This window comes from Cupriavidus sp. GW823-FHT07A04 (assembly GCF_058794615.1).
Genome location: NZ_JBXAHA010000001.1, coordinates 98,187 through 116,510, shown reverse-complemented (window position 1 = coordinate 116,510; position 18,324 = coordinate 98,187). Strand labels below are relative to the sequence as shown.

Sequence of the window (18,324 nt, the reverse complement as noted above, 5' to 3'; positions counted from 1 at the left end):
ATGGCACACGACATCGCACGATCGCTCACCGCCAACGCGGCAGACGCAGCAGGCTCGACCAAGAGCCACCGCCCCTACCGCCTCGGCATTCTCGGCGGCACCTTCGATCCGCCCCACATCGGCCACGTGGCGCTCGCCCGCCTGTGCATCGAACATCTCGAACTCGACGAGCTGGTCTGGATCCCGACCGGCCAATCGTGGCAAAAAGGCGACGACGTCACCCCTGCGGCCGACCGCCTCGCCATGACCGAACTGGCCGCGCAGGCATTGTCCGACACCCGCGCGCTGGTCCATGCCAGCCGCATGGAAGTCGACCGCGCCGGCCCCAGCTACACCGTGGATACCGTGCATGAACTGCGCGAGCACTATGGCCCCGATGCCTCGCTGGCGTGGCTCATGGGCGCCGACCAGTTGCTGCGCCTGCACACCTGGCATGGCTGGCAAGAACTGTTCGCGCACGTCCATCTTTGCGTGGCGACGCGGCCCGGTTTCGACCTCGCGGAACTGGACGGTCCGGTGCGCCAGGAGCTCGCGCAACGCCGTGCGTCCACCGACCTGATACAATCCATGCCCTCCGGCCGCATGTGGATCGACCAGACGCTCGCCGTCGACCTCTCCTCCACCGCCCTACGCCAACGCCTGGCTGCCGGACAACCGGCAGATGACCAGCTGCCGTCCGGCGTGGCACACTACATCGCGAGCCGCGGCCTGTATCGGCCGACGCAGTCGGATCTGCCCATCCCGGCCCGCCCCCAAACCGATCTCAGCTGAACTGAAAAAAAGCACCATGGATATTCGCAAACTGCAACGCGCCATCGTCGACGGCCTCGAAGATGTCAAAGCGCAGGACATCAAGGTGTACGACACCACCCACCTGACCGAGCTGTTCGACCGGGTGGTGATCGCCAGCGGGAGCTCGAACCGCCAGACCAAGGCGCTGGCCGCCTCGGTCCGCGATACCGTCAAGGAAGCCGGCGGCCATATCGTTGCGGTGGAAGGGCTGGAAACGGGCGAATGGGTGCTGGTCGACTGCGGCGACGCCGTCGTCCACATCATGCAGCCGCAGCTGCGCATGTACTACAACCTGGAAGAACTCTGGGGTGACAAGCCGGTACGCCTGAAGCTGTCCACGGCCAAGAAGGGCCTGGCCAAGGCCAGCGAGCCGATCGACGGCGAAGATGAAGACGACGCCCCGGTCGTGCGCACCGCGCGCCGCGCCACCGGCCTGCGCCCGGCATTGGCCCGTCTGCCCGAAGGCATGAAAGAGCCTTCGCCGCCGCTTGGCCACGAAGATACGGACCCGGACGCCATCGCCACCAACCGCGCCCCGACCGTGCAAAAACGCCTGACCAGCGCGCTGGGCTCGGCACCGGCACGCAAGGCGCCGGCCAAGACGGCCGCGCCGCGCAAGACCGCAGCCGGCACCGGCGTGGCACGCAAGACCGCCACCAAGACGGCTGCGACCAAGACTGCCGCCAAGGCGCCGGCCAAGACGGCGGCCGCCAAGGCTCCGGTCGCGCGCAAGCGCACCACCCGCTCGGCCTGAGCCGGACCGGTCCGCTTCCCGCCATGCAGTTGCTGATCGTGGCCGTTGGCCACAAGATGCCCGGCTGGATCGAAACCGGATTCGCGGAGTACGCGAAGCGCATGCCGCCCGAGCTGCGCATCGAGCTGCGCGAGATCAAGCCCGAGACACGCTCGTCGAGCAATAACGCCACCACCGTGATGCAACGCGAGGCGGCCCGCATCGAGGCAGCACTGCCCAAGCAATGCCGCATTGTGGCGCTGGACGAGCGCGGGCGCGACCTCACCACGGTGCAGCTCGCCGCCCAGCTGGGCGACTGGCAGCGTGAAGGCGGCGATGTCGCCTTCCTGATCGGCGGCGCCGACGGCCTCGATCCCGCCCTGAAGGCTCGCGCTCAGACCCTGCTGCGGCTGTCCAGCCTGACCATGCCGCACGGCATGGTGCGCGTGCTGCTGGCTGAGCAGCTCTATCGGGCCTGGTCGGTCACGCAGAACCACCCCTACCACCGCGCCTGAAACCAGGCGCGCGCCCGTGTCGCGCACCGGGCGAGGCCGAGGGTACAATGCGACCGAAGCGGCGCATGCGCTGCAGCCGCATTTGGCGTGCCCTACCCCCCACTGCCCTGCCGTGACCCATACCTTCCTCTATCTCGCCTCCCAGAGCCCGCGCCGGCGCGAGCTGCTGACCCAGCTTGGCGTTGCCTACGAACTGCTGCTGGCCGACGGCGACGAAGACGCCGAGGCGCTGGAAGTTGTTTTGCCGGGTGAGAGCCCGGACGACTACGTGCAGCGCGTATGCGCGCTCAAGGCCGAAGCCGCGCTGCGCCGGCGCGAGCGGCGCGCCCTGGCCGATGCCCCCATCCTGACCTCGGACACCACCGTCTGCCTGGACGGCGAAATCCTCGGCAAGCCCGCCGACAATGCCGATGCCGCCCGCATGCTGGGCGCCCTGTCCGGGCGCACCCACCGCGTGCTGACCGCGGTAACCGTGGTTTCCGCGCTCGGCCAGCGCCACGCGCTGTCGGTTTCCGAGGTGAGCTTTCGCACCATGGCCGCCGACGAGATTGCCGCCTACGTCGCCAGTGGTGAACCGGCCGGCAAGGCCGGCGCCTATGGCATCCAGGGCCGCGCCGCCGAGTTCGTCGAGCGAATCGACGGCAGCTATTCGGGTATCATGGGTTTGCCCCTGTTCGAGACGGCTTCGCTGCTCAGACAGGCCCATCTGCGGTTCTGAGAACCCCGCCGCCGCCCATCCGTTCGCGCTTCAAGCTGCTGCCACCCTGGCCACGGCAGCGCCCGCGGGAAGCATGGCAGCACACTGCGGACAACCACCTGGCCGGTCAGCCGGCGACGAGTTTCATCCACTATGACTGAAGACATCCTCGTCAACATCACACCGCAGGAAACACGCGTGGCCATCGTGCAGCAGGCCGCCGTGCAGGAACTCCACGTCGAGCGCACGCTGTCGCGCGGGCTCGTCGGCAATATCTACCTCGGCAAGGTCGTGCGCGTGCTGCCCGGCATGCAATCCGCCTTCATCGATATCGGGCTGGAGCGCGCCGCCTTCCTCCACGTCGCCGACATCTGGCACCCGCGCGATCCGGACAAGAACGCCAACGCCGCGCCACTTGCCATCGAGAAGACACTCTACGAAGGCCAGGCCCTGATGGTCCAGGTCATCAAGGACCCGATCGGCACCAAGGGCGCGCGGCTGTCCACACAGGTCAGCATTGCCGGGCGCACCCTGGTCTACCTGCCGCAGGACCCGCACATCGGCATCTCCCAGCGCATCGAGGGCGAGGTCGACCGCGAAGCCCTGCGCGCCCGCGTGCAAGGGCTGGTACCGGCGGATGAGCGCGGCGGCTTCATCGTGCGCACCATCGCCGAGGAATCCAGCAACGAAGAACTCGGCAACGACATTGCCTACCTGCGCAAGATCTGGGCTTCGATCCGCCAGAACGCCACCACGCTGCCCGCGCCCAACCTGCTTTACCAGGACCTCAACCTGGCCCAGCGCGTGTTGCGCGACTTCGTCAACGATGCCACCAACGTGATCCAGGTGGACTCGCGCGAGAACTTCCAGAAGCTGGTCGAGTTCGCCCAGGAGTACACCCCCGCGGTGCTGCCACGCCTGTCGCACTACACCGGCGAGCGCCCCGTCTTCGACCTCTTCAATATCGACGCCGAGATCGAGAAGGCGCTGTCGCGCCGGGTCGACCTGAAGTCCGGCGGCTACCTGATGATCGACCAGACGGAAGCCATGACCACCATCGACGTCAACACCGGTGGCTACGTCGGCGCGCGCAACTTCGACGACACGATCTTCAAGACCAACCTGGAAGCGGCGCATACGATTGCGCGCCAGCTGCGGCTGCGCAACCTGGGCGGCATCATCATCATCGATTTCATCGATATGGAAAACACCGAGCACCGCGACCAGGTGCTCTCGGAACTCAAGCGCGCGCTGTCGCGCGACCGCACCCGCATCACAGTCAACAGCTTCTCGCAGCTCGGGCTGGTGGAGATGACCCGCAAGCGCACGCGCGAGTCTCTCGCGCACGTGCTGTGCGAGCAGTGCCCCGTGTGCACGGGCAAGGGCCAGGTCAAGACGCCGCGCACGGTCTGCTACGACATCCTGCGCGAGATCATGCGCGAATCACGCCAGTTCAACCCGCGCGAGTTCCGCATCCTTGGCTCGCAGCACGTGATCGATTTGTTCCTGGAGGAAGAAAGCCAGCATCTGGCCATGCTCGGCGACTTCATCGGCAAGCCAATCTCGCTGCAGGTGGAATCGACGTTCCACCAGGAACAGTACGACATCATTTTGATGTGATCAGGAACGGCATCAGGCACCCCTCGCGGCTGCCTGATGCTGCGCGGCACCCTCATTCAGGAATCCCCGGATCAAGCGCACCAGGTTGTCCTCCAGTTCAGGATCGGCCAGCAGGGTTTCGTCCGCCGCCAGCGCGCTGCGCATCACGCCCATGACGGCCTGCGTCAGGACGAAGGCGGCCATCGGCCGCATGACAAGCGCGCGGTTCTCGGCGTCCACGGCGTGGCCCGAACTGAGCCACTGCGCGACCTGCGCCGCGGAGCCTTCCAGCGCCTGCCTGCTGCCCGAGGCCAGCGCTACCTCCAGCAAGAGCTTGCGCACGCGGTGACGGCCGCCAAACGCACTTAGCAATGCACGCACCAACAGCCTGGCGCGCGCCGTCGGATCGGGCGTGCCGGGCGTGCTGAGCAAGAGGCCCAGGCGCCCCATCACGCTCTCGATCTCCCGACGCCCCAGTGCTTCCATCACTTCCTGCTTGTTCGAGAAATACTGGTAAAGCGTACCGATGCTGATGCCGGCCACCTCGGCAATCCGGTTGGTGCTCACCCCCTCCAGCCCCTCCTTGTCCAGGAGGCGGATGGTCGACTCAAATATGAGTTCCAGCTTCTCCAGGGACCGCGCTTGCATCGGCCGGCGCCGCTTCGGGCCGTTGTCTACAGGGGTTTGCAGGGTCATGGCGTGGACTCCGGAACGCGAGTAAGCAAACATGATACTAGCTCATATAATCGTCCGCATACTATCCCCTTCATGCTCCGGGAGCGGTCATGACCCGTCTGGAAATCCTTCAGCTCTATGCCTTGCCGGTGGTGGTCGGCGCGTCCCTGATGGAAGCGCTGGTGCTGCACTGGCGCAAGCCCGGCACGTTCGACTGGCATGAGGCGTGGCTGTCGCTGGTAGACCTGGCCGGGCGCAAGATCCTGGTCTTCCTGCCCTTGTCGCTGGCGGCGCCCATATTCGCGCTAGCCTGGGAGCACCGCCTGCAAACCATCGTGCTCAACAGCTGGCTGCTGGGTTTGGTCTTGTTCATCGGCCAGGAGTTCTGCTACTACTGGTACCACCGCGCGGCGCACCGCGTGCGCTTCTTCTGGGCTACGCACGCCGTCCATCACTCGCCTAACCAGCTCACCTTGTCGACGGCTTACCGCCTTGGCTGGACCGGCAAGCTGACAGGCACCACGCTGTTTTTCACGCCCCTGGTGTGGCTGGGCTTTCCGCCCGAGGTGGTGATCGCGACCTTGTCGCTGAACCTGCTCTATCAATTCTGGATTCACGCGACCTGGATCCCGCGGCTCGGCTGGTTGGAATATGTCCTGAATACGCCGTCCGCGCATCGGGTTCATCACGCCGCCAATATCGAATACCTGGATGCCAACTTCGGCGGCGTGCTGATCGTCTTCGACAGGCTCTTCGGCACCTACGTGGCCGAGCGCGACGAGGTGCCGTGCCGCTATGGGCTGGTCACCCCGATGCGCTCGCGCAATCCGCTGCGTGTCGAGTTCCAGCAGTGGCTCGACCTTGGACGGGACCTCGCGCAAGCACGCAGCCTGGGGGCGATGCTCGGCTTTCTCTTCCTGCCGCCCGGCTGGCGCCCCGACGGACAGGGCCACACCACCGAAGCGCTTCGCCGTCAGCTCACGCTTGTCCGCCCGCTTGCCTCGAAGGGCAGCGGCGCCTCGCCGAAGTAGCGAGAGCGGTGCGCGTGCGCACGCTTTCCTCTCGCCTTCCTTGCCCCATCCTCTATAAATATGGAGACAGGTGGCCGCATTCAGATTTCCTCGCGGGCACCGGGCGCAAGGAGTCACCATGAAGAAGAAGCGCTTGCTGTTGTGGCCGTTAGCTGCCGCATTGGCGGCATGCACGGTGACATTGCCTCCCCCCTCCCCGCCGGCTGCGCGCGTACCCGAGACAAAAAAGGCCCCCGCCCCCGTGGCGCGGGAACGCGCCACGCCCATTCCCCCGCACGACATCGATATCGCCGCCGATTGCCAGCGCACGGAGGAAGACGGCTTTCGCGAGGATGCCCATATGCGGGTGGCCAGCAACGATGTGCGCAGCCTGAGCTGGAAGCTGTGGGTGGGCCGGCATGGTTCCTGCCACTTCGATCTCACCGAGTTCCGCCAGGTGCGCAAGACCCCGCATATCGAACTGCAGGCGATCGATGGCAGCGGTTGCACGCTAATGGTCTGGCAGGACCCGCGGCGCGTCACGCTGGCGCATGCGCATTGCGAGCAGCATTGCACCCCGGGTATCTACGAACAGGCGTGGCCGGTGCTGTTCGATCCGCGCAGCGGCACATGCGCGCAGATCCGCTAGCGCTGCCGGGCTGTTGACGGCAAGCGCGGCTCAGCGCTCGCGCAAGCGCGCCGCCGTGCGCGTCAGCGGCTTGGCCAGCACGGTGGTGGCCAGCGCCATCAGCAGCAGGCCGGAGAAGGCCGTCATGCCGATCAGCCCGGCTTCGAACAAGATTCCCAGCACAACCACTTCCATCAGCCCCTTGGTCTGGACCAGCGCGCCCAGCATCCAGGCCTCGCGCCGCGGCAGGCCGGCCAGGCGCGCCGGCAATGCGGTTCCGACCACCTTGCCGGCCACCGCGACCATGGTACTCAGGCCGAACGCCAAAAGCGTCGCCTGACCGCCGATGGCGATGTCGGTACGCAGCCCGGTCATCAGGAAAAAGAACGGCATCAGGACCACCACGGTGGCGGGCTCGAGCTGGCGCCGGAGCTCGCCGGCCGCATCGCGCGGCAGCACGACGCCAGCGAGAAAGCCACCGAGGATGTAGTGCAGGCCGATCGATTCGGAAATCAGCGCCGAGCCGAAGATCAGCACCGCGACCAGCGCCAGGCGTGCGTCGTTGGTGGCCATCCGCGGCAGCATGCGCGCCAGCAGCGGGCGTACCAGCCACAGCATCGCACCAACGTAGGCAAGGCCCAGGCAAGCCAGCCGCAGGAAGTCATAGGTAGAGGAACGGCCCGCGCTGGCAAGGATGCCCGACAGCACCAGCCAGATGGCCGCATCGCTGAAGGCGGCGCAGCCGACCGCCAGCTGGCCGGGCACGGAGTCGGACAGCTTCATTTCCCGCAGGATGGCCCCCAGCACCGGCAGCGCCGTCACCGCCATGGAAACCCCCACGGCGAAAGCGAATTGCCAGGCGGATGCCGCATGCCCCACGGCACCCGGCGTGGCGTAGGCCAGCCAGGCGCCGGCTGCCGTGCCGAGCGCGAACGGCACCAGCACGCTGCCCAGCGCGGCCGCCATCGCTATGCGCCGTATCCCTGGCTGCTGCGCGCCACCGATGTGCAAGCCAGAGAGAAAGGCAAACAGCACCACCGCCAGCCATTGCAGCCCGGAGAGCGCGGATAGCTGCGCCGGCCCGAACAGGGCCTGCCAGCCTTGCGGCCACAGCGCGCCAAGCAGGGATGGCCCGAGCAGGATACCGCCCACGATCTGCATGGCCACCAGCGGCACAATGCTGCCGATGCGCAGCCCGCGCCACAGGATGAACGGTGTACCGACCACCAGGCAGGCCTGGGCAAAGAAGAGCGAGACGGGATTCAAGGCGACGGGCGGATCGAGAGAAGTGGAACAAGGAGGCGGGCGCGCCAGGCGCCCACCGAGCGTGCATCCAGAGGCGCTACTTAGCCTTCGGCACGCGCCCCATCAGGTAGAACTCTTCGTTCGGCCGCATGCTGATGGTATTCGCCATGCGGTTGGACAGGCCGAAGAAGGCGGTGATGGCAGCGATATCCCAGGCATCCTCGTGGCTGAACCCATGCTTGGCCAATGCCGCGAAATCGGCATCGCCAACCTCGGCCGAGGCCTCGCAGACCTTGAGGGCGAAGTCGAGCATGGCGCGCTGGCGCGGCGTGATGTCGGCCTTGCGGTAATTGACGGCCACCTGGTCGGCCAGCGTCGGCTTTTTCTCGTAGATGCGCAGGATGGCGCCGTGCGCCACCACGCAGTACAGGCACTGGTTGGCGCCCGAAGTGGCCACCACGATCATCTCGCGCTCGCCCTTGGAGAGGCCGCCCTCCTTGAGCATCAGCGCATCGTGGTAGGCAAAGAAGGCGCGGAACTCATCCGGCCGGTGGGCCAGCGTCAGGAACACGTTCGGCACGAAGCCGGCCTTGTCCTGGACTTCCACGATGCGAGCCCGGATGTCCTCGGGCAGGTCGGCGATGGCGGGAACCGGGTAACGGCTCAGTGGCGGCGATGCGGTCATGGTGGTCTCCTTCGGGGTGTTCCCCTCTTTGCACTGCGCATGAACCGCCCGCGCTAGCTGCCGCGGGCAGCGGGAATCTGGCCGGCTGCGCCGGCTTACTGGGTGGCGAACTGGATCCTGTGCAGCCCGGCGTAGAGTCCCTCGGCCGAGAGCAGTTCGTCGTGGGTGCCATGCTCCGCCACCCGCCCGTGGTCGAGCACCACGATGCGATCGGCGTTCTCGATGGTGGACAGGCGGTGCGCGATGACCAGCGTTGTGCGGCCAACCATCAGGGCTTCCAGCGCGGCCTGCACCTGGCGCTCCGATTCGGAGTCGAGCGCCGAGGTGGCTTCATCGAGAATCAGGATCGGCGCGTCCTTGTACAGCGCGCGCGCGATCGCCATGCGCTGGCGCTGGCCGCCGGACAGCTTCATGCCGTTGTCGCCGATATTGGTCTCGAGCCCTTGCGGCAGGCCCTTGATCACATCGGTCAGGTAAGCGGCGGCCAGCGCGCGCTCGACACGCGCCATGTCGATCTGCGCCGCCGGATGCACGCCATAGGCCACATTGGCGGCAACCGTGTCGTTGAACAGCACCACGTCCTGGCTGACAAAGGCAATCTGGCGGCGCAGGTCATGCAGCGAGAACGCGTCGATGGTCTTGCCGTCCAGCAAGATGCGGCCCTCGGTCGGGTCGAAGAAGCGCGGCACCAGGTTGACCAGCGTGGTCTTGCCGCTGCCCGACGGCCCCACCAGCGCCACGACTTCACCGGCGCTGACGTTGAAGTTGATGTTGTCCAATGCCGGGCGGGCGGCCTCGCCGTAGCGGAAGCCCACCTTCTCGAACACCAGTTCGCCACGCGCGCGCTCGAGCGGCAGGCCGCCATCTTGCGGCTCGATCGGCTCATCGATCAGGCCGAAGATCATCTCGGCCGCGGTCAGGCCGCGCTGCAGCGGCTGGTTCAGGTCGGTCAGGTGCTTGAGCGGCGAGACCAGCAGCAGCATCGCCATCACAAAGCCGGTGAAGCTGCCCACCGTGGTGTGGTTGGTCTGCGACTGGATCATCGCTATGGTGAGGATGACAGACAGCGCCAGCGCCGCCAGGAATGCCGTGACGGGCTGGTTCAGCCCGCCTGCCACTGCCATGCGCATGGAATAGCCACGCAGGCGCTCGGCCATGGCCGCAAAACGCGACGTCTCATAAGCCTCGCCGCCATGCAGCTTGACCACCTTGTAGCCACCAGCGGCTTCCTCGACCACGTAGGCCGCGGTGTTGGTCAGCGCCTGGTGATCGCGATTAAGGCGCCGCAGGCGGCGATTGACCTTGGCCATGACGAAACCGATCACCGGCAGGATCACCGCCACCACCAGCGTCAGGCTCCAGTTGGTATAGAACAGGTAGACCAGCAGCGCCAACACGGTGAGCGAATCGCGCACCAGGGTGATCAGCACGCCGGTCAGGATCTGCATGACCTGGTTGACCTCGAAGATCACCGCATTGATCAGCGAGGCCGCAGTATTGCGGTGGTAGAACAGCGCGGGCGCATGCAGCATGCGCTCGAACATCTGCATACGCATTTTCAGCAGCACCCGGTTGGAGATCAGGGCGAGCAGGTAGCCGGAGGCGAACTGCGCCACCCCGCGTACCAGCGCCACGCCAATCAGCAGGGCCGGCACGTGCCAGAGCTTGCCGGCATATGCGCCGCCGAAACCGTTGTCGAGCAGGTCATTGACGACCTTGGGCATGATCCCTTCGGCGCCAGCTACAGCCGCCATCGCGATAATGGCAACGATGAAGACGCGCATTTCCGGACGCAGGTAGGACCAGACTCGCTTCAGGGTGTCGGCTTCCTGTGCCGGGGGCGCATTTTGTTCTTGGACTTTCACGTTTTCTCCACCCCGTCGGCGCGGGGATACTTTGCTTGTACCGCGGCCAGCCCGAGCAACAGCCCGATGATGCCGGCATAAAAAACAATATTTGCCTGGTGCGCCATCGTCACCTGTGTCAGGCCGCTGATCAGGCTGGCCATGACGACGCCGAGCCCGGCACCACTGAGGCTGAGGCCAAGCGCGTTGGCATTGCGGCTGCATTGGCGCAACATCCGCCAGAACATGGCACCGGGAACCAGAAATAATCCCAGCAGCGCCAGCACGCCTGGAACGCCGGTGGTTGCGGCAGCCTCCAGGACGTCGTTGTGTGCATGCTCGAGAACGCACGCGGGCGAGTCGTTCTCCCGGCAGAACGCGGATGACTGCGTAATGCGGGCAAACTGGCCAATACCGACGCCCATCCAGGGATGCAAACGGATCGAGTGCACGGCGAGCTGCCAGATTTCCAACCGCGAACCGACGGACGTTTCCGTATCCCCGGCCTCGAACCGGTCGATTTCGTGGCGCACCTGGTCAATCCGCTTCGCCACCGGACTACCAGGAATGAGATACGAGCCGGTCCCCAACAAGGCAAACAATGCAAGCGCGATGCAGAATCTTGCCGGTCTCAATCCGCGGTACCGGACAAATAGCAGCGGCAGCATCGTAATCAGCATGGCAAGCATTGCGCCTCGCGTGCCATTCAACGCCAGTATCATTGCGGCCAACACTAGGTTTGTCCAAGCAAGCACGTGCGCTCGACGGCTGGTTCCCGGCCTGACAAAGCCGATCAAGCCAAGCGCGGCGACCATATTGGCGAAGGCGATAGGCTGGGTCCATGCAGCGGGCCTGGTGTCGCCCAGCGCCACATACTGGTAAGCCACTAGCACGAGGCTGGCCGCCAGTGCGATCGTAATGCCAAGCCACATCGCCCGAGGATCGGGCGCGCTACGCAGGACAACTAGTAAGGTCAACAGGGCAAGCAGAATTCTCGAAGGATTATCGATCACATTCCACGGCACGTCGAAGTAAAGCTTCGACGCTAAACATACGATTACCAGGGCTAGAATAGCGAGCCCTAAGGGGTACAGCAGGTTGCGGTATGCGCCCCAAGTCTTGCGCATGCCATCGCTAGCAATAAGCGCCAGGAACACAACGCCCGCCAGGAATATCCCTGCCCCCCTCGGTATGCATAGCAACAGGATCGGAAACGCCAGGACAAGGGCGCTTGCGATCGAAGTCAGTTTTGCCGCACGAATTACCATAAACAAGCTCTATGAAAATCTCAGTCGTACTGATTACAAAAAACGAGGCACACAACATCCGGGAGTGCCTGGAAAGCGTGTCCTGGTGCGACCGCGCGATTATAGTGGATTCAGGTAGCCGGGACGGCACGGTCGAGCTGGCCCGGAGCCTGGGCGCGGAGGTCTTCGAAACCGAGCACTGGCCTGGCTTCGGCGCCCAGAAAAACCTGGCGGTATCCAAGGCCGACGGCGACTGGATCTTCTCCATCGACGCGGACGAACGGGTCACCCCCGAGCTGCGCGACGAAATTCTCGCCGCAGTGGCGTCCGGCCAGTCCGATGCGTACGAGGTACCTAGGCTGTCGCGCTTTTGCGGCCGCTTCATCCGCCACGGCGGCTGGTACCCCGACTACGTCACACGGCTGTTCCGCCGTGGCCACGCCCGCTTCACCGACGATCTCGTGCATGAGCGCGTGATAGCCGATGCACCAGTCGGCAGGCTCAATTCGCCATTGCTGCATTACACCTATGACGATTTCTCGCAGGTGCTGCAAAAGATCGACAAATACTCCAGCCTCGGCGCCCAGCAGGGCTTCGCGCGCGGCAAGACGGCGTCGCCCGCCAGCGCCGTGCTGCATGGCGCCTGGGCGTTCCTGCGCACCTACCTGCTGCGCCGCGGTTTCCTGGACGGCGCGCAGGGGCTCGGTGTGGCGCTGATGAATGGCCAGGCCAGCTACTACAAGTACATCAAGCTATGGTACCTGCAGCAGAAGAGCGAGCAGCAGGCGCCCCCACGGTAGGGGCTGCCGCGCCTGCCTGAGGCACGCCCAGCAAGTCCTCAACGCAAGCGCTGAAGGCCGCCGAGGTGGGGCCAAAGCCCATCTGCTCGATGTGCACAGCCGCATAGGCCAGCAGCCGGGCGCGCAGCGGCGCGTCCTCGAGCCCGCGGCGGATCGCCTCCGCCAGCGCGGGCACATCGCCAACCGGCGTCAGCAGGCCAGCCTTGCCCTCGGCCAGGATCTCGCGCGGGCCCACCGGGCAATCGGTACTCACCACCAACTGGCCCAGCGCCATGCCTTCAAGAAGCACATTGGGCAGCCCCTCCATCTTGGAGCTGAACGCCATCAGCCGCGCATGGTGGATCCATGCATAGGGATTGGCCTGGAAACCGGCAAAGCTGACGCGCTCGCTGATGCCGAGCTCGCGCGCGAGCGCTTCGAGCCGGCCGCGCGAAGCGCCGTCGCCCACCAGCACAAGCCGCTCGCACAAGCCCGTGCCCCTGACCAGCGCCGCGTAGGCCCGCAGCAGCGTGGTGAAATCCTTCTGGCTTTCTTCCAGCCGCCCCACCGAAACAATGTAGGGATGCGCCGGCGGCTTGAACGGCGCCTTGCCGAGCGCACGGATGCGATCGAGGTCAGTGGCGTTGTACAGGCGGATGAATTTGTCGGCGGCCTCGGGAATCAGCGCCCGCGCATCGGCCAGCATGCTGTCGTTGAGCACCACGATGCGGTCATAGTGCTCACGGCACTGGCGTCGCAGCTTGCGCAGCTTGCGGCGGTTCTCGCGCTCCAGGTGTGCCACGCTGAAATGCTGGTAGCCGATCATCGGCACCGGCAGGCGACCGGTCAGCCGCGACAGCGACATGTCGTAGTCGATCACCAGGTCATAGTCCCGCGCGATACCGCGAAAGCGCCGGTTGACCAGCGGCTTGCGCAGCGGCGGCAACAACACTTCTTCATAGATCTTGCCCAACGGGCCCAGCTTGCCGGCTTTTTTCAATTGCCGGCAGCGCGAGAGCCAGGCCTCCGGCGCGAGGATATGGATCTTGACGTCCGGCGGCAACATGGCGCGGAAATGCGTCTCCAGCGCTTCGGTCGGATAGGTCAGCGTCAGGCCGATCTCGAAGCGCTCTCGATCCAGCGAGGCCAGCAGCGACACCAGCGAGGTCTCGATGCCGCCGCGCAGGAAGTGGGTCAGGTGGAAGAGGATGCGTTGCTTGGCCATGCGGGGCTTGTGTGATCCATGAAAAGACGGGATGGACGGCAGCAATGCCGGTCAGGGCGGCGCTATGCCGGTACCGCCCCGCCGGCAAGCCCCGGGTCAGCCGTAGAGCATGCGGACGTTCTCGCCCGACAGGGCCGCGCGGAAGCTTGCCAGGGCATCGTCGGATGGCGTGACCAGCCACTGCCGCCCCAGTTCCGCCTCGCAGCGCGCGCCGGTGGTGGCGTAGCTCACGCGCACCGGCACGCCTGGCGCATTGGCCACACTCGCCAGGTAGGGCGTGAGCAACTCGCGCAGCAGTTCCGTGGAGGCATTGCCGTTGAACGCTAGGCCGACCGCCTCGGCGTACTTGGCGCGCGCCGCCACCAGGTCCATCACCGATTCAGCGGTGAAGCGCACGCCACCGGTAAAGGTGTCGTGACGGGCGTTGCCTTGCACGATCACCATCTCGTCCTCGCGGAACATATGGCGGTTGGCATCGAACAATTCGTTGAACACCGTCATCTCGACCTGTCCGGTACCGTCGTCAAGCAAGACAATCAGCATCTTGCCGCGCTGCGTCATCTGGGTGCGCATGCCGGTGATGACACCAGCGATGACTTTGCCACGCACGTCGCGGCCGTAGCCGCCGCCATTGCCTTGCACTTCCTTTTCCAGGCCGGCCAGCGTGCCCTTGAGGAAGCGGCCGACTTCGTCCCGATAGGCGTCGAACAGGTGGCCGGAGAAGTAATAGCCCAGCGCCTGCTTTTCTTCCTGCAGCATGCGCTTGGGCGCCCAGGCCGGTTCGTCGACCAGCGAGGGGCGGTGCGATTCGCCGGCGTCAGCCATCAGGTCGAACAGCGACACCTGGTTGGCTGACTCGGCCTTCTGCTCGGCGGCTTCCATGGCACGCGACACCGAGGCCAGCAACTGGCCGCGATTGGCGTTGAGGCTGTCGAAGGCGCCGGCGCGAATCAGCGCCTCGATGGTGCGGCGGTTGACCTGGCGGCGGTCGACGCGCTCGCAGAAATCGAACAGGTCGGCAAAGGGCTTTTCCTCGCGGGCGCGCAGGATGTCCTCGATGGCACCCTGCCCCGAGCCCTTGATGCCGCCAAGGCCGTAGCGGATGGTCTTGGCATCGGTCGGCGCGAAGCGGTATTCGCTGGCGTTGACGTCAGGCGGCAGCACCTGGAGCTTGTTGAGCTTGCAATCGTCAAAGAGGATCTTGACCTTGTCGGTGTCGTCCATGGCGAGCGACATATTCGCAGCCATGAACGCGGCTGGATGGTGCGCCTTGAGCCAGGCCGTGTAGTAGGCCAGCAACGCGTAAGCGGCCGCGTGCGATTTGTTGAAGCCGTAGCCCGCGAACTTTTCCATCAGGTCGAAGGTGTCGTCCGCCTTCTCGGCGGTCAGGCCGTTCTTGGCCGCACCCTCGCGGAACAGCTCGCGGTGCTGGGCCATTTCCTCGGCCTTCTTCTTGCCCATGGCGCGGCGCAGCAAGTCGGCGCCGCCCAGCGAGTAGCCGCCGATGATCTGCGCCATCTGCATCACCTGCTCCTGGTAGACCATGATGCCATAGGTCTCCTTGAGCACCGGCTCGACGCGCGGGTCCGGGTACTCCACCTTCTCGCGGCCGTGCTTACGGGCGCAGAAGCTGGGGATCAGGTCCATCGGGCCTGGGCGATAGAGTGCCACCAGCGCGATGATGTCCTCAAAGCGGTCAGGCTTGGCGTCCTTCAGCATGCCCTGCATGCCGCGGCTTTCCAGCTGGAACACGGCGACCGTGTTGGCCGTCTTGAGGATGTCGAATGCCTTGCTGTCGTCGAGCGGGATGTGGCTGCAGTTCCAGTCCGCCATGGACGGATCGAGCCTGCGGATATAGCGCTCGGCCCAGTCCAGGATGGTCAGCGTGGTCAGGCCCAAGAAGTCGAACTTGACCAGGCCGGCGGCTTCCACGTCGTCCTTGTCGTACTGGCTGACCACACCGCTCATGCCGTCGTTCTGCGCGCCCTGGGTATAGAGCGGGCAGAAATCCGTCAGCTTGCCCGGGGCGATCAGCACGCCGCCGGCGTGCATGCCGACGTTACGCGTCATGCCTTCCACGCGCTGCGCCAGCTCCAGCAGCTGGCGCACTTCTTCTTCGTTCTTCTCGCGCTCGGTCAGGAGCGGCTCTTCCTTCTTGGCTTCCTCGATGGTGACGAGCTTGCCCGGCTTGAAAGGAATCAGCTTGGCGATGCCGTCGACAAAGCCATAGCCCAGGTCGAGCACGCGGCCCACGTCGCGCACCGCGGCCTTGGCGGCCATGGTGCCGAAGGTGGCGATCTGCGATACCGCGGCGTGGCCGTACTTCTCCTTCACGTACGTGATAACGCGATCGCGCCCCTGCTGGCAGAAGTCGATGTCGAAGTCGGGCATTGAAACCCGTTCCGGGTTCAGGAACCGCTCGAACAGCAGCGCGTACTTGAGCGGATCCAGATCGGTAATACCGAGCGCATAGGCCACCAGCGAACCAGCGCCGGAGCCCCGTCCCGGCCCGACCGGCACGCCGTTGTTCTTAGCCCAGTTGATAAAGTCCGCCACGATCAGGAAGTAGCCGGGGAAGCCCATCTTGATGATGGTACCGGTCTCGAACTCCAGCCTCGCGTAGTACTCGGGGCGCTTGGCCTCGCGCACGGCTTCGTCGGGGAACAGCACCACCATGCGCTTTTCCAGGCCTTCCTTGGCCAGGTGCACAAGGTAATCGTCGAGCGACATGCCGTCGGGAGTCGGAAACAGCGGCAGGCGCGGCTTGCCCAGTTCCAGCGTGAGGTTGCAGCGGCGCGCGATCTGCACCGCGTTTTCCAGCGCGGACGGGATGTCGGCGAACAGCGCGCACATCTCGTCCTGGGTCTTGAAATACTGGTCGGTGGTGAAGCGCCGCACGCGGCGGGGGTTAGCCAGCAGCTCCCCTTCGGCGATGCAGGTGCGAGCCTCGTGCGCCGTGAAATCGTCAGGCGTCATGAACTGCACCGGGTGCGTCGCCACCACCGGCAAGCCCAGCCTGGCCGCCAACTGCACCGCCTGCTGCACATAGGCATCAGTGCCGGGCAGGCCTGCACGCTGCAGCTCGATATAGAAGCGCTGCGGGAACACCTTTGCCCAATGCGCGGCGGCCTGCGCCGCGGCCGCATCGTTGCCATTGGCCAGCGCCATGCCGATGTCACCGCCCATCGCGCCAGACAGCGCAATCAGGCCGGTGGCCAGCGGCTGGCCCTCTTCGCCGGCTTCGTCGAACCAGGCGGGGTCGATCTCGGCGCGGCCGCGGTACTGGTTGGAAAGCCACGCGCGCGACAGCAGCACGCAGAGATTGAGGTAGCCAATCCGGTCCCGGACCAACAGCAGCAAGCGCGTCGGCTTGTCGCGATCGTCGGCGTTGGTCAGCCAGACGTCGGCGCCAACCACGGGCTTGACGCCGCCGCCGCGCGCTTCCTTGTAGAAGCGGATCAGGCCGAAGGCATTGGCCAGGTCGGTCAGGGCGAGCGCGCCCATGCCATCGGCGGCCGCAGCCTTGACGGCATCGTCCAGGCGCACGATGCCGTCGACGACGGAGTATTCGGAATGAAGACGGAGATGAACGAAGCGAGGTGCAGACATGGCCGTAATTGTACCGGCTCGGCATGTCCGCGCCTGCCTTCTTTGCGCTACGAGCCCGACGGCAATACTGAGCCAGGCGCTCGGAAAAGCCCGGCAGGAGGCCTGCGAGGCGCTATAATTTCGCCTTTCCAATCAGGCAGTTACCGCGCGCTCGCAAGGCGCGGTCCCGTCGCGCGCCACCTATGCAGATCGTAAACATCTCCGCTTACAAGTTCGTCTCACTGGACGATATCCCGGTCTTGCGCCCGGAAATGCGCGCGCGCTGTGAAGCACACGGGCTCAAGGGCACGATCCTGCTCGCGCCGGAAGGCATCAACCTGTTCCTCGCCGGCGTGCGCGAGGCCATCGACGGCTTCCTCGCCTGGCTGCATGCCGACCCGCGCTTTGCCGATATCGAGCCCAAGGAGAGCCTGTCGGAAAACCAGCCCTTCAAGCGCATGCTGGTGCGTGAGAAGAAGGAAATCATCACCATGAAGATGCCGCTGATCCGCCCCGAAGCCGGTCGGGCGCCGGCGGTGACGCCAGTCGAGCTCAAGCGCTGGCTGGACCAGGGCCACGACGATGCCGGCCGCCCTGTGGTGATGCTGGATACACGCAACGCCTTTGAGGTCGCCGTCGGCACGTTCGAGCAGGCGGTCGATTACGACATCGCCAAGTTCAGCGATTTTCCGCCAGCCATTGCCGCGCACAAGGCGGAGTTCGCGGGCAAGACCATCGTGTCGTTCTGCACCGGCGGCATTCGCTGCGAGAAGGCCGCCATCCACATGCAGGAAGCCGGCATCGAGCATGTCTACCAGCTAGAGGGGGGCATCCTGAAGTATTTCGAGGAAGTGGGTGGCAGCCACTATCAGGGCGACTGCTTTGTCTTCGACTACCGCACCGCGCTGAACCCCAGCCTGGAGCCGGCTGGCCCCAAGCAGTGTTTTGCCTGCCGCGCCGTGGTCACCGCCGAAGAGCAGCAAAGCCCGCACTACGTGGTGGGCCAGAGCTGCCCGCACTGCATCGGGGAAGGCACCGGGACGGCAGCGGCGGCCGCCTGAG

At 65.4% G+C, this 18,324-nt stretch carries 16 protein-coding genes; 9 read left to right on the top strand and 7 right to left on the bottom strand.

The genetic code is table 11. The features are described 5' to 3' along the window. The 5 genes from AC1Q7Q_RS00510 (at nucleotide 1) to rng (ending at nucleotide 4,357) form a co-directional block, all read left to right on the top strand. A complete protein-coding gene (locus AC1Q7Q_RS00510) occupies nucleotides 1-771 on the top strand; it encodes a nicotinate-nucleotide adenylyltransferase (RefSeq protein WP_253930161.1) in 771 nt (256 codons plus the stop codon). A 16-nt stretch (nucleotides 772-787) separates the two neighbouring features. Then, complete coding sequence (gene rsfS / locus AC1Q7Q_RS00505; protein WP_183036055.1) at nucleotides 788-1,546, top strand: ribosome silencing factor; 759 nt, start codon at nucleotides 788-790, stop codon at nucleotides 1,544-1,546. A gap of 23 nt (nucleotides 1,547-1,569) precedes the next feature. After that, nucleotides 1,570-2,040 carry a 23S rRNA (pseudouridine(1915)-N(3))-methyltransferase RlmH gene (rlmH, locus tag AC1Q7Q_RS00500; RefSeq protein ID WP_043344552.1) on the top strand — a complete coding sequence of 157 codons (471 nt, stop codon included), beginning with the start codon at nucleotides 1,570-1,572 and terminating at the stop codon, nucleotides 2,038-2,040. A gap of 112 nt (nucleotides 2,041-2,152) precedes the next feature. Continuing rightward, complete coding sequence (locus tag AC1Q7Q_RS00495) at nucleotides 2,153-2,758, top strand: Maf family protein (RefSeq protein WP_492376119.1); 606 nt, start codon at nucleotides 2,153-2,155, stop codon at nucleotides 2,756-2,758. Between the two features lie 132 nt (nucleotides 2,759-2,890). Further along, nucleotides 2,891-4,357, top strand: a complete 1,467-nt coding sequence (gene rng, locus AC1Q7Q_RS00490) for a ribonuclease G (RefSeq protein ID WP_043344550.1) — start codon at nucleotides 2,891-2,893, stop codon at nucleotides 4,355-4,357. Nucleotides 4,358-4,369: 12 nt separating this feature from the next. Here the strand turns inward: rng and AC1Q7Q_RS00485 are convergent, their stop codons facing one another. Then, nucleotides 4,370-5,032 carry a TetR/AcrR family transcriptional regulator gene (locus AC1Q7Q_RS00485; protein ID WP_492376118.1) on the bottom strand — a complete coding sequence of 221 codons (663 nt, stop codon included), beginning with the start codon at nucleotides 5,030-5,032 and terminating at the stop codon, nucleotides 4,370-4,372. A gap of 89 nt (nucleotides 5,033-5,121) precedes the next feature. Between AC1Q7Q_RS00485 and AC1Q7Q_RS00480 the strand changes: the two genes are divergently transcribed. Together AC1Q7Q_RS00480 and AC1Q7Q_RS00475 are read left to right on the top strand one after the other, a co-directional pair. Beyond that, nucleotides 5,122-6,042 carry a sterol desaturase family protein gene (locus AC1Q7Q_RS00480; RefSeq protein WP_492376117.1) on the top strand — a complete coding sequence of 307 codons (921 nt, stop codon included), beginning with the start codon at nucleotides 5,122-5,124 and terminating at the stop codon, nucleotides 6,040-6,042. A 118-nt stretch (nucleotides 6,043-6,160) separates the two neighbouring features. After that, the gene (locus tag AC1Q7Q_RS00475) at nucleotides 6,161-6,670 is read left to right on the top strand and encodes a hypothetical protein (protein WP_492387116.1); all 510 of its coding nucleotides are present in this window, start codon (nucleotides 6,161-6,163) and stop codon (nucleotides 6,668-6,670) included. Between the two features lie 30 nt (nucleotides 6,671-6,700). Here the strand turns inward: AC1Q7Q_RS00475 and AC1Q7Q_RS00470 are convergent, their stop codons facing one another. The 4 genes from AC1Q7Q_RS00470 to AC1Q7Q_RS00455 all read right to left on the bottom strand — a co-directional run bounded on the left by AC1Q7Q_RS00470 (nucleotide 6,701) and on the right by AC1Q7Q_RS00455 (nucleotide 11,691). Then, nucleotides 6,701-7,915, bottom strand: a complete 1,215-nt coding sequence (locus tag AC1Q7Q_RS00470; RefSeq protein WP_492373988.1) for a cation:proton antiporter — start codon at nucleotides 7,913-7,915, stop codon at nucleotides 6,701-6,703. A gap of 76 nt (nucleotides 7,916-7,991) precedes the next feature. After that, complete coding sequence (locus AC1Q7Q_RS00465) at nucleotides 7,992-8,579, bottom strand: peroxidase-related enzyme (RefSeq protein WP_492373987.1); 588 nt, start codon at nucleotides 8,577-8,579, stop codon at nucleotides 7,992-7,994. A gap of 95 nt (nucleotides 8,580-8,674) precedes the next feature. Next, nucleotides 8,675-10,444: a lipid A export permease/ATP-binding protein MsbA gene (gene msbA / locus AC1Q7Q_RS00460; RefSeq protein ID WP_492373986.1), complete on the bottom strand. Its 1,770-nt coding sequence runs from the start codon at nucleotides 10,442-10,444 to the stop codon at nucleotides 8,675-8,677. Continuing rightward, on the bottom strand, nucleotides 10,441-11,691 hold the full coding sequence (locus tag AC1Q7Q_RS00455; RefSeq protein ID WP_492373985.1) for an O-antigen ligase family protein: 1,251 nt from the start codon (nucleotides 11,689-11,691) through the stop codon (nucleotides 10,441-10,443). Before AC1Q7Q_RS00455 ends, msbA begins: the two co-directional genes overlap by 4 nt. A gap of 11 nt (nucleotides 11,692-11,702) precedes the next feature. On the opposite strand from AC1Q7Q_RS00455, the gene AC1Q7Q_RS00450 reads away from it, so the two are divergent. After that, nucleotides 11,703-12,470, top strand: a complete 768-nt coding sequence (locus tag AC1Q7Q_RS00450) for a glycosyltransferase family 2 protein (protein WP_492373984.1) — start codon at nucleotides 11,703-11,705, stop codon at nucleotides 12,468-12,470. Here the strand turns inward: AC1Q7Q_RS00450 and AC1Q7Q_RS00445 are convergent. Further along, nucleotides 12,418-13,674 carry a glycosyltransferase gene (locus AC1Q7Q_RS00445; protein ID WP_492373983.1) on the bottom strand — a complete coding sequence of 419 codons (1,257 nt, stop codon included), beginning with the start codon at nucleotides 13,672-13,674 and terminating at the stop codon, nucleotides 12,418-12,420. The two genes, AC1Q7Q_RS00450 and AC1Q7Q_RS00445, sit on opposite strands and share 53 nt — an antisense overlap. 96 nt (nucleotides 13,675-13,770) lie before the next feature. Then, on the bottom strand, nucleotides 13,771-17,283 hold the full coding sequence (dnaE, locus tag AC1Q7Q_RS00440) for a DNA polymerase III subunit alpha (RefSeq protein WP_492373982.1): 3,513 nt from the start codon (nucleotides 17,281-17,283) through the stop codon (nucleotides 13,771-13,773). A 182-nt stretch (nucleotides 17,284-17,465) separates the two neighbouring features. Here dnaE and AC1Q7Q_RS00435 point away from each other — a divergent pair, with 182 nt between their 5' ends. Continuing rightward, nucleotides 17,466-18,323 (top strand): sulfurtransferase, encoded by an 858-nt coding sequence (locus AC1Q7Q_RS00435; protein ID WP_492373981.1) that lies wholly within the window; start codon nucleotides 17,466-17,468, stop codon nucleotides 18,321-18,323. Nucleotide 18,324 lies beyond the last annotated feature (1 nt).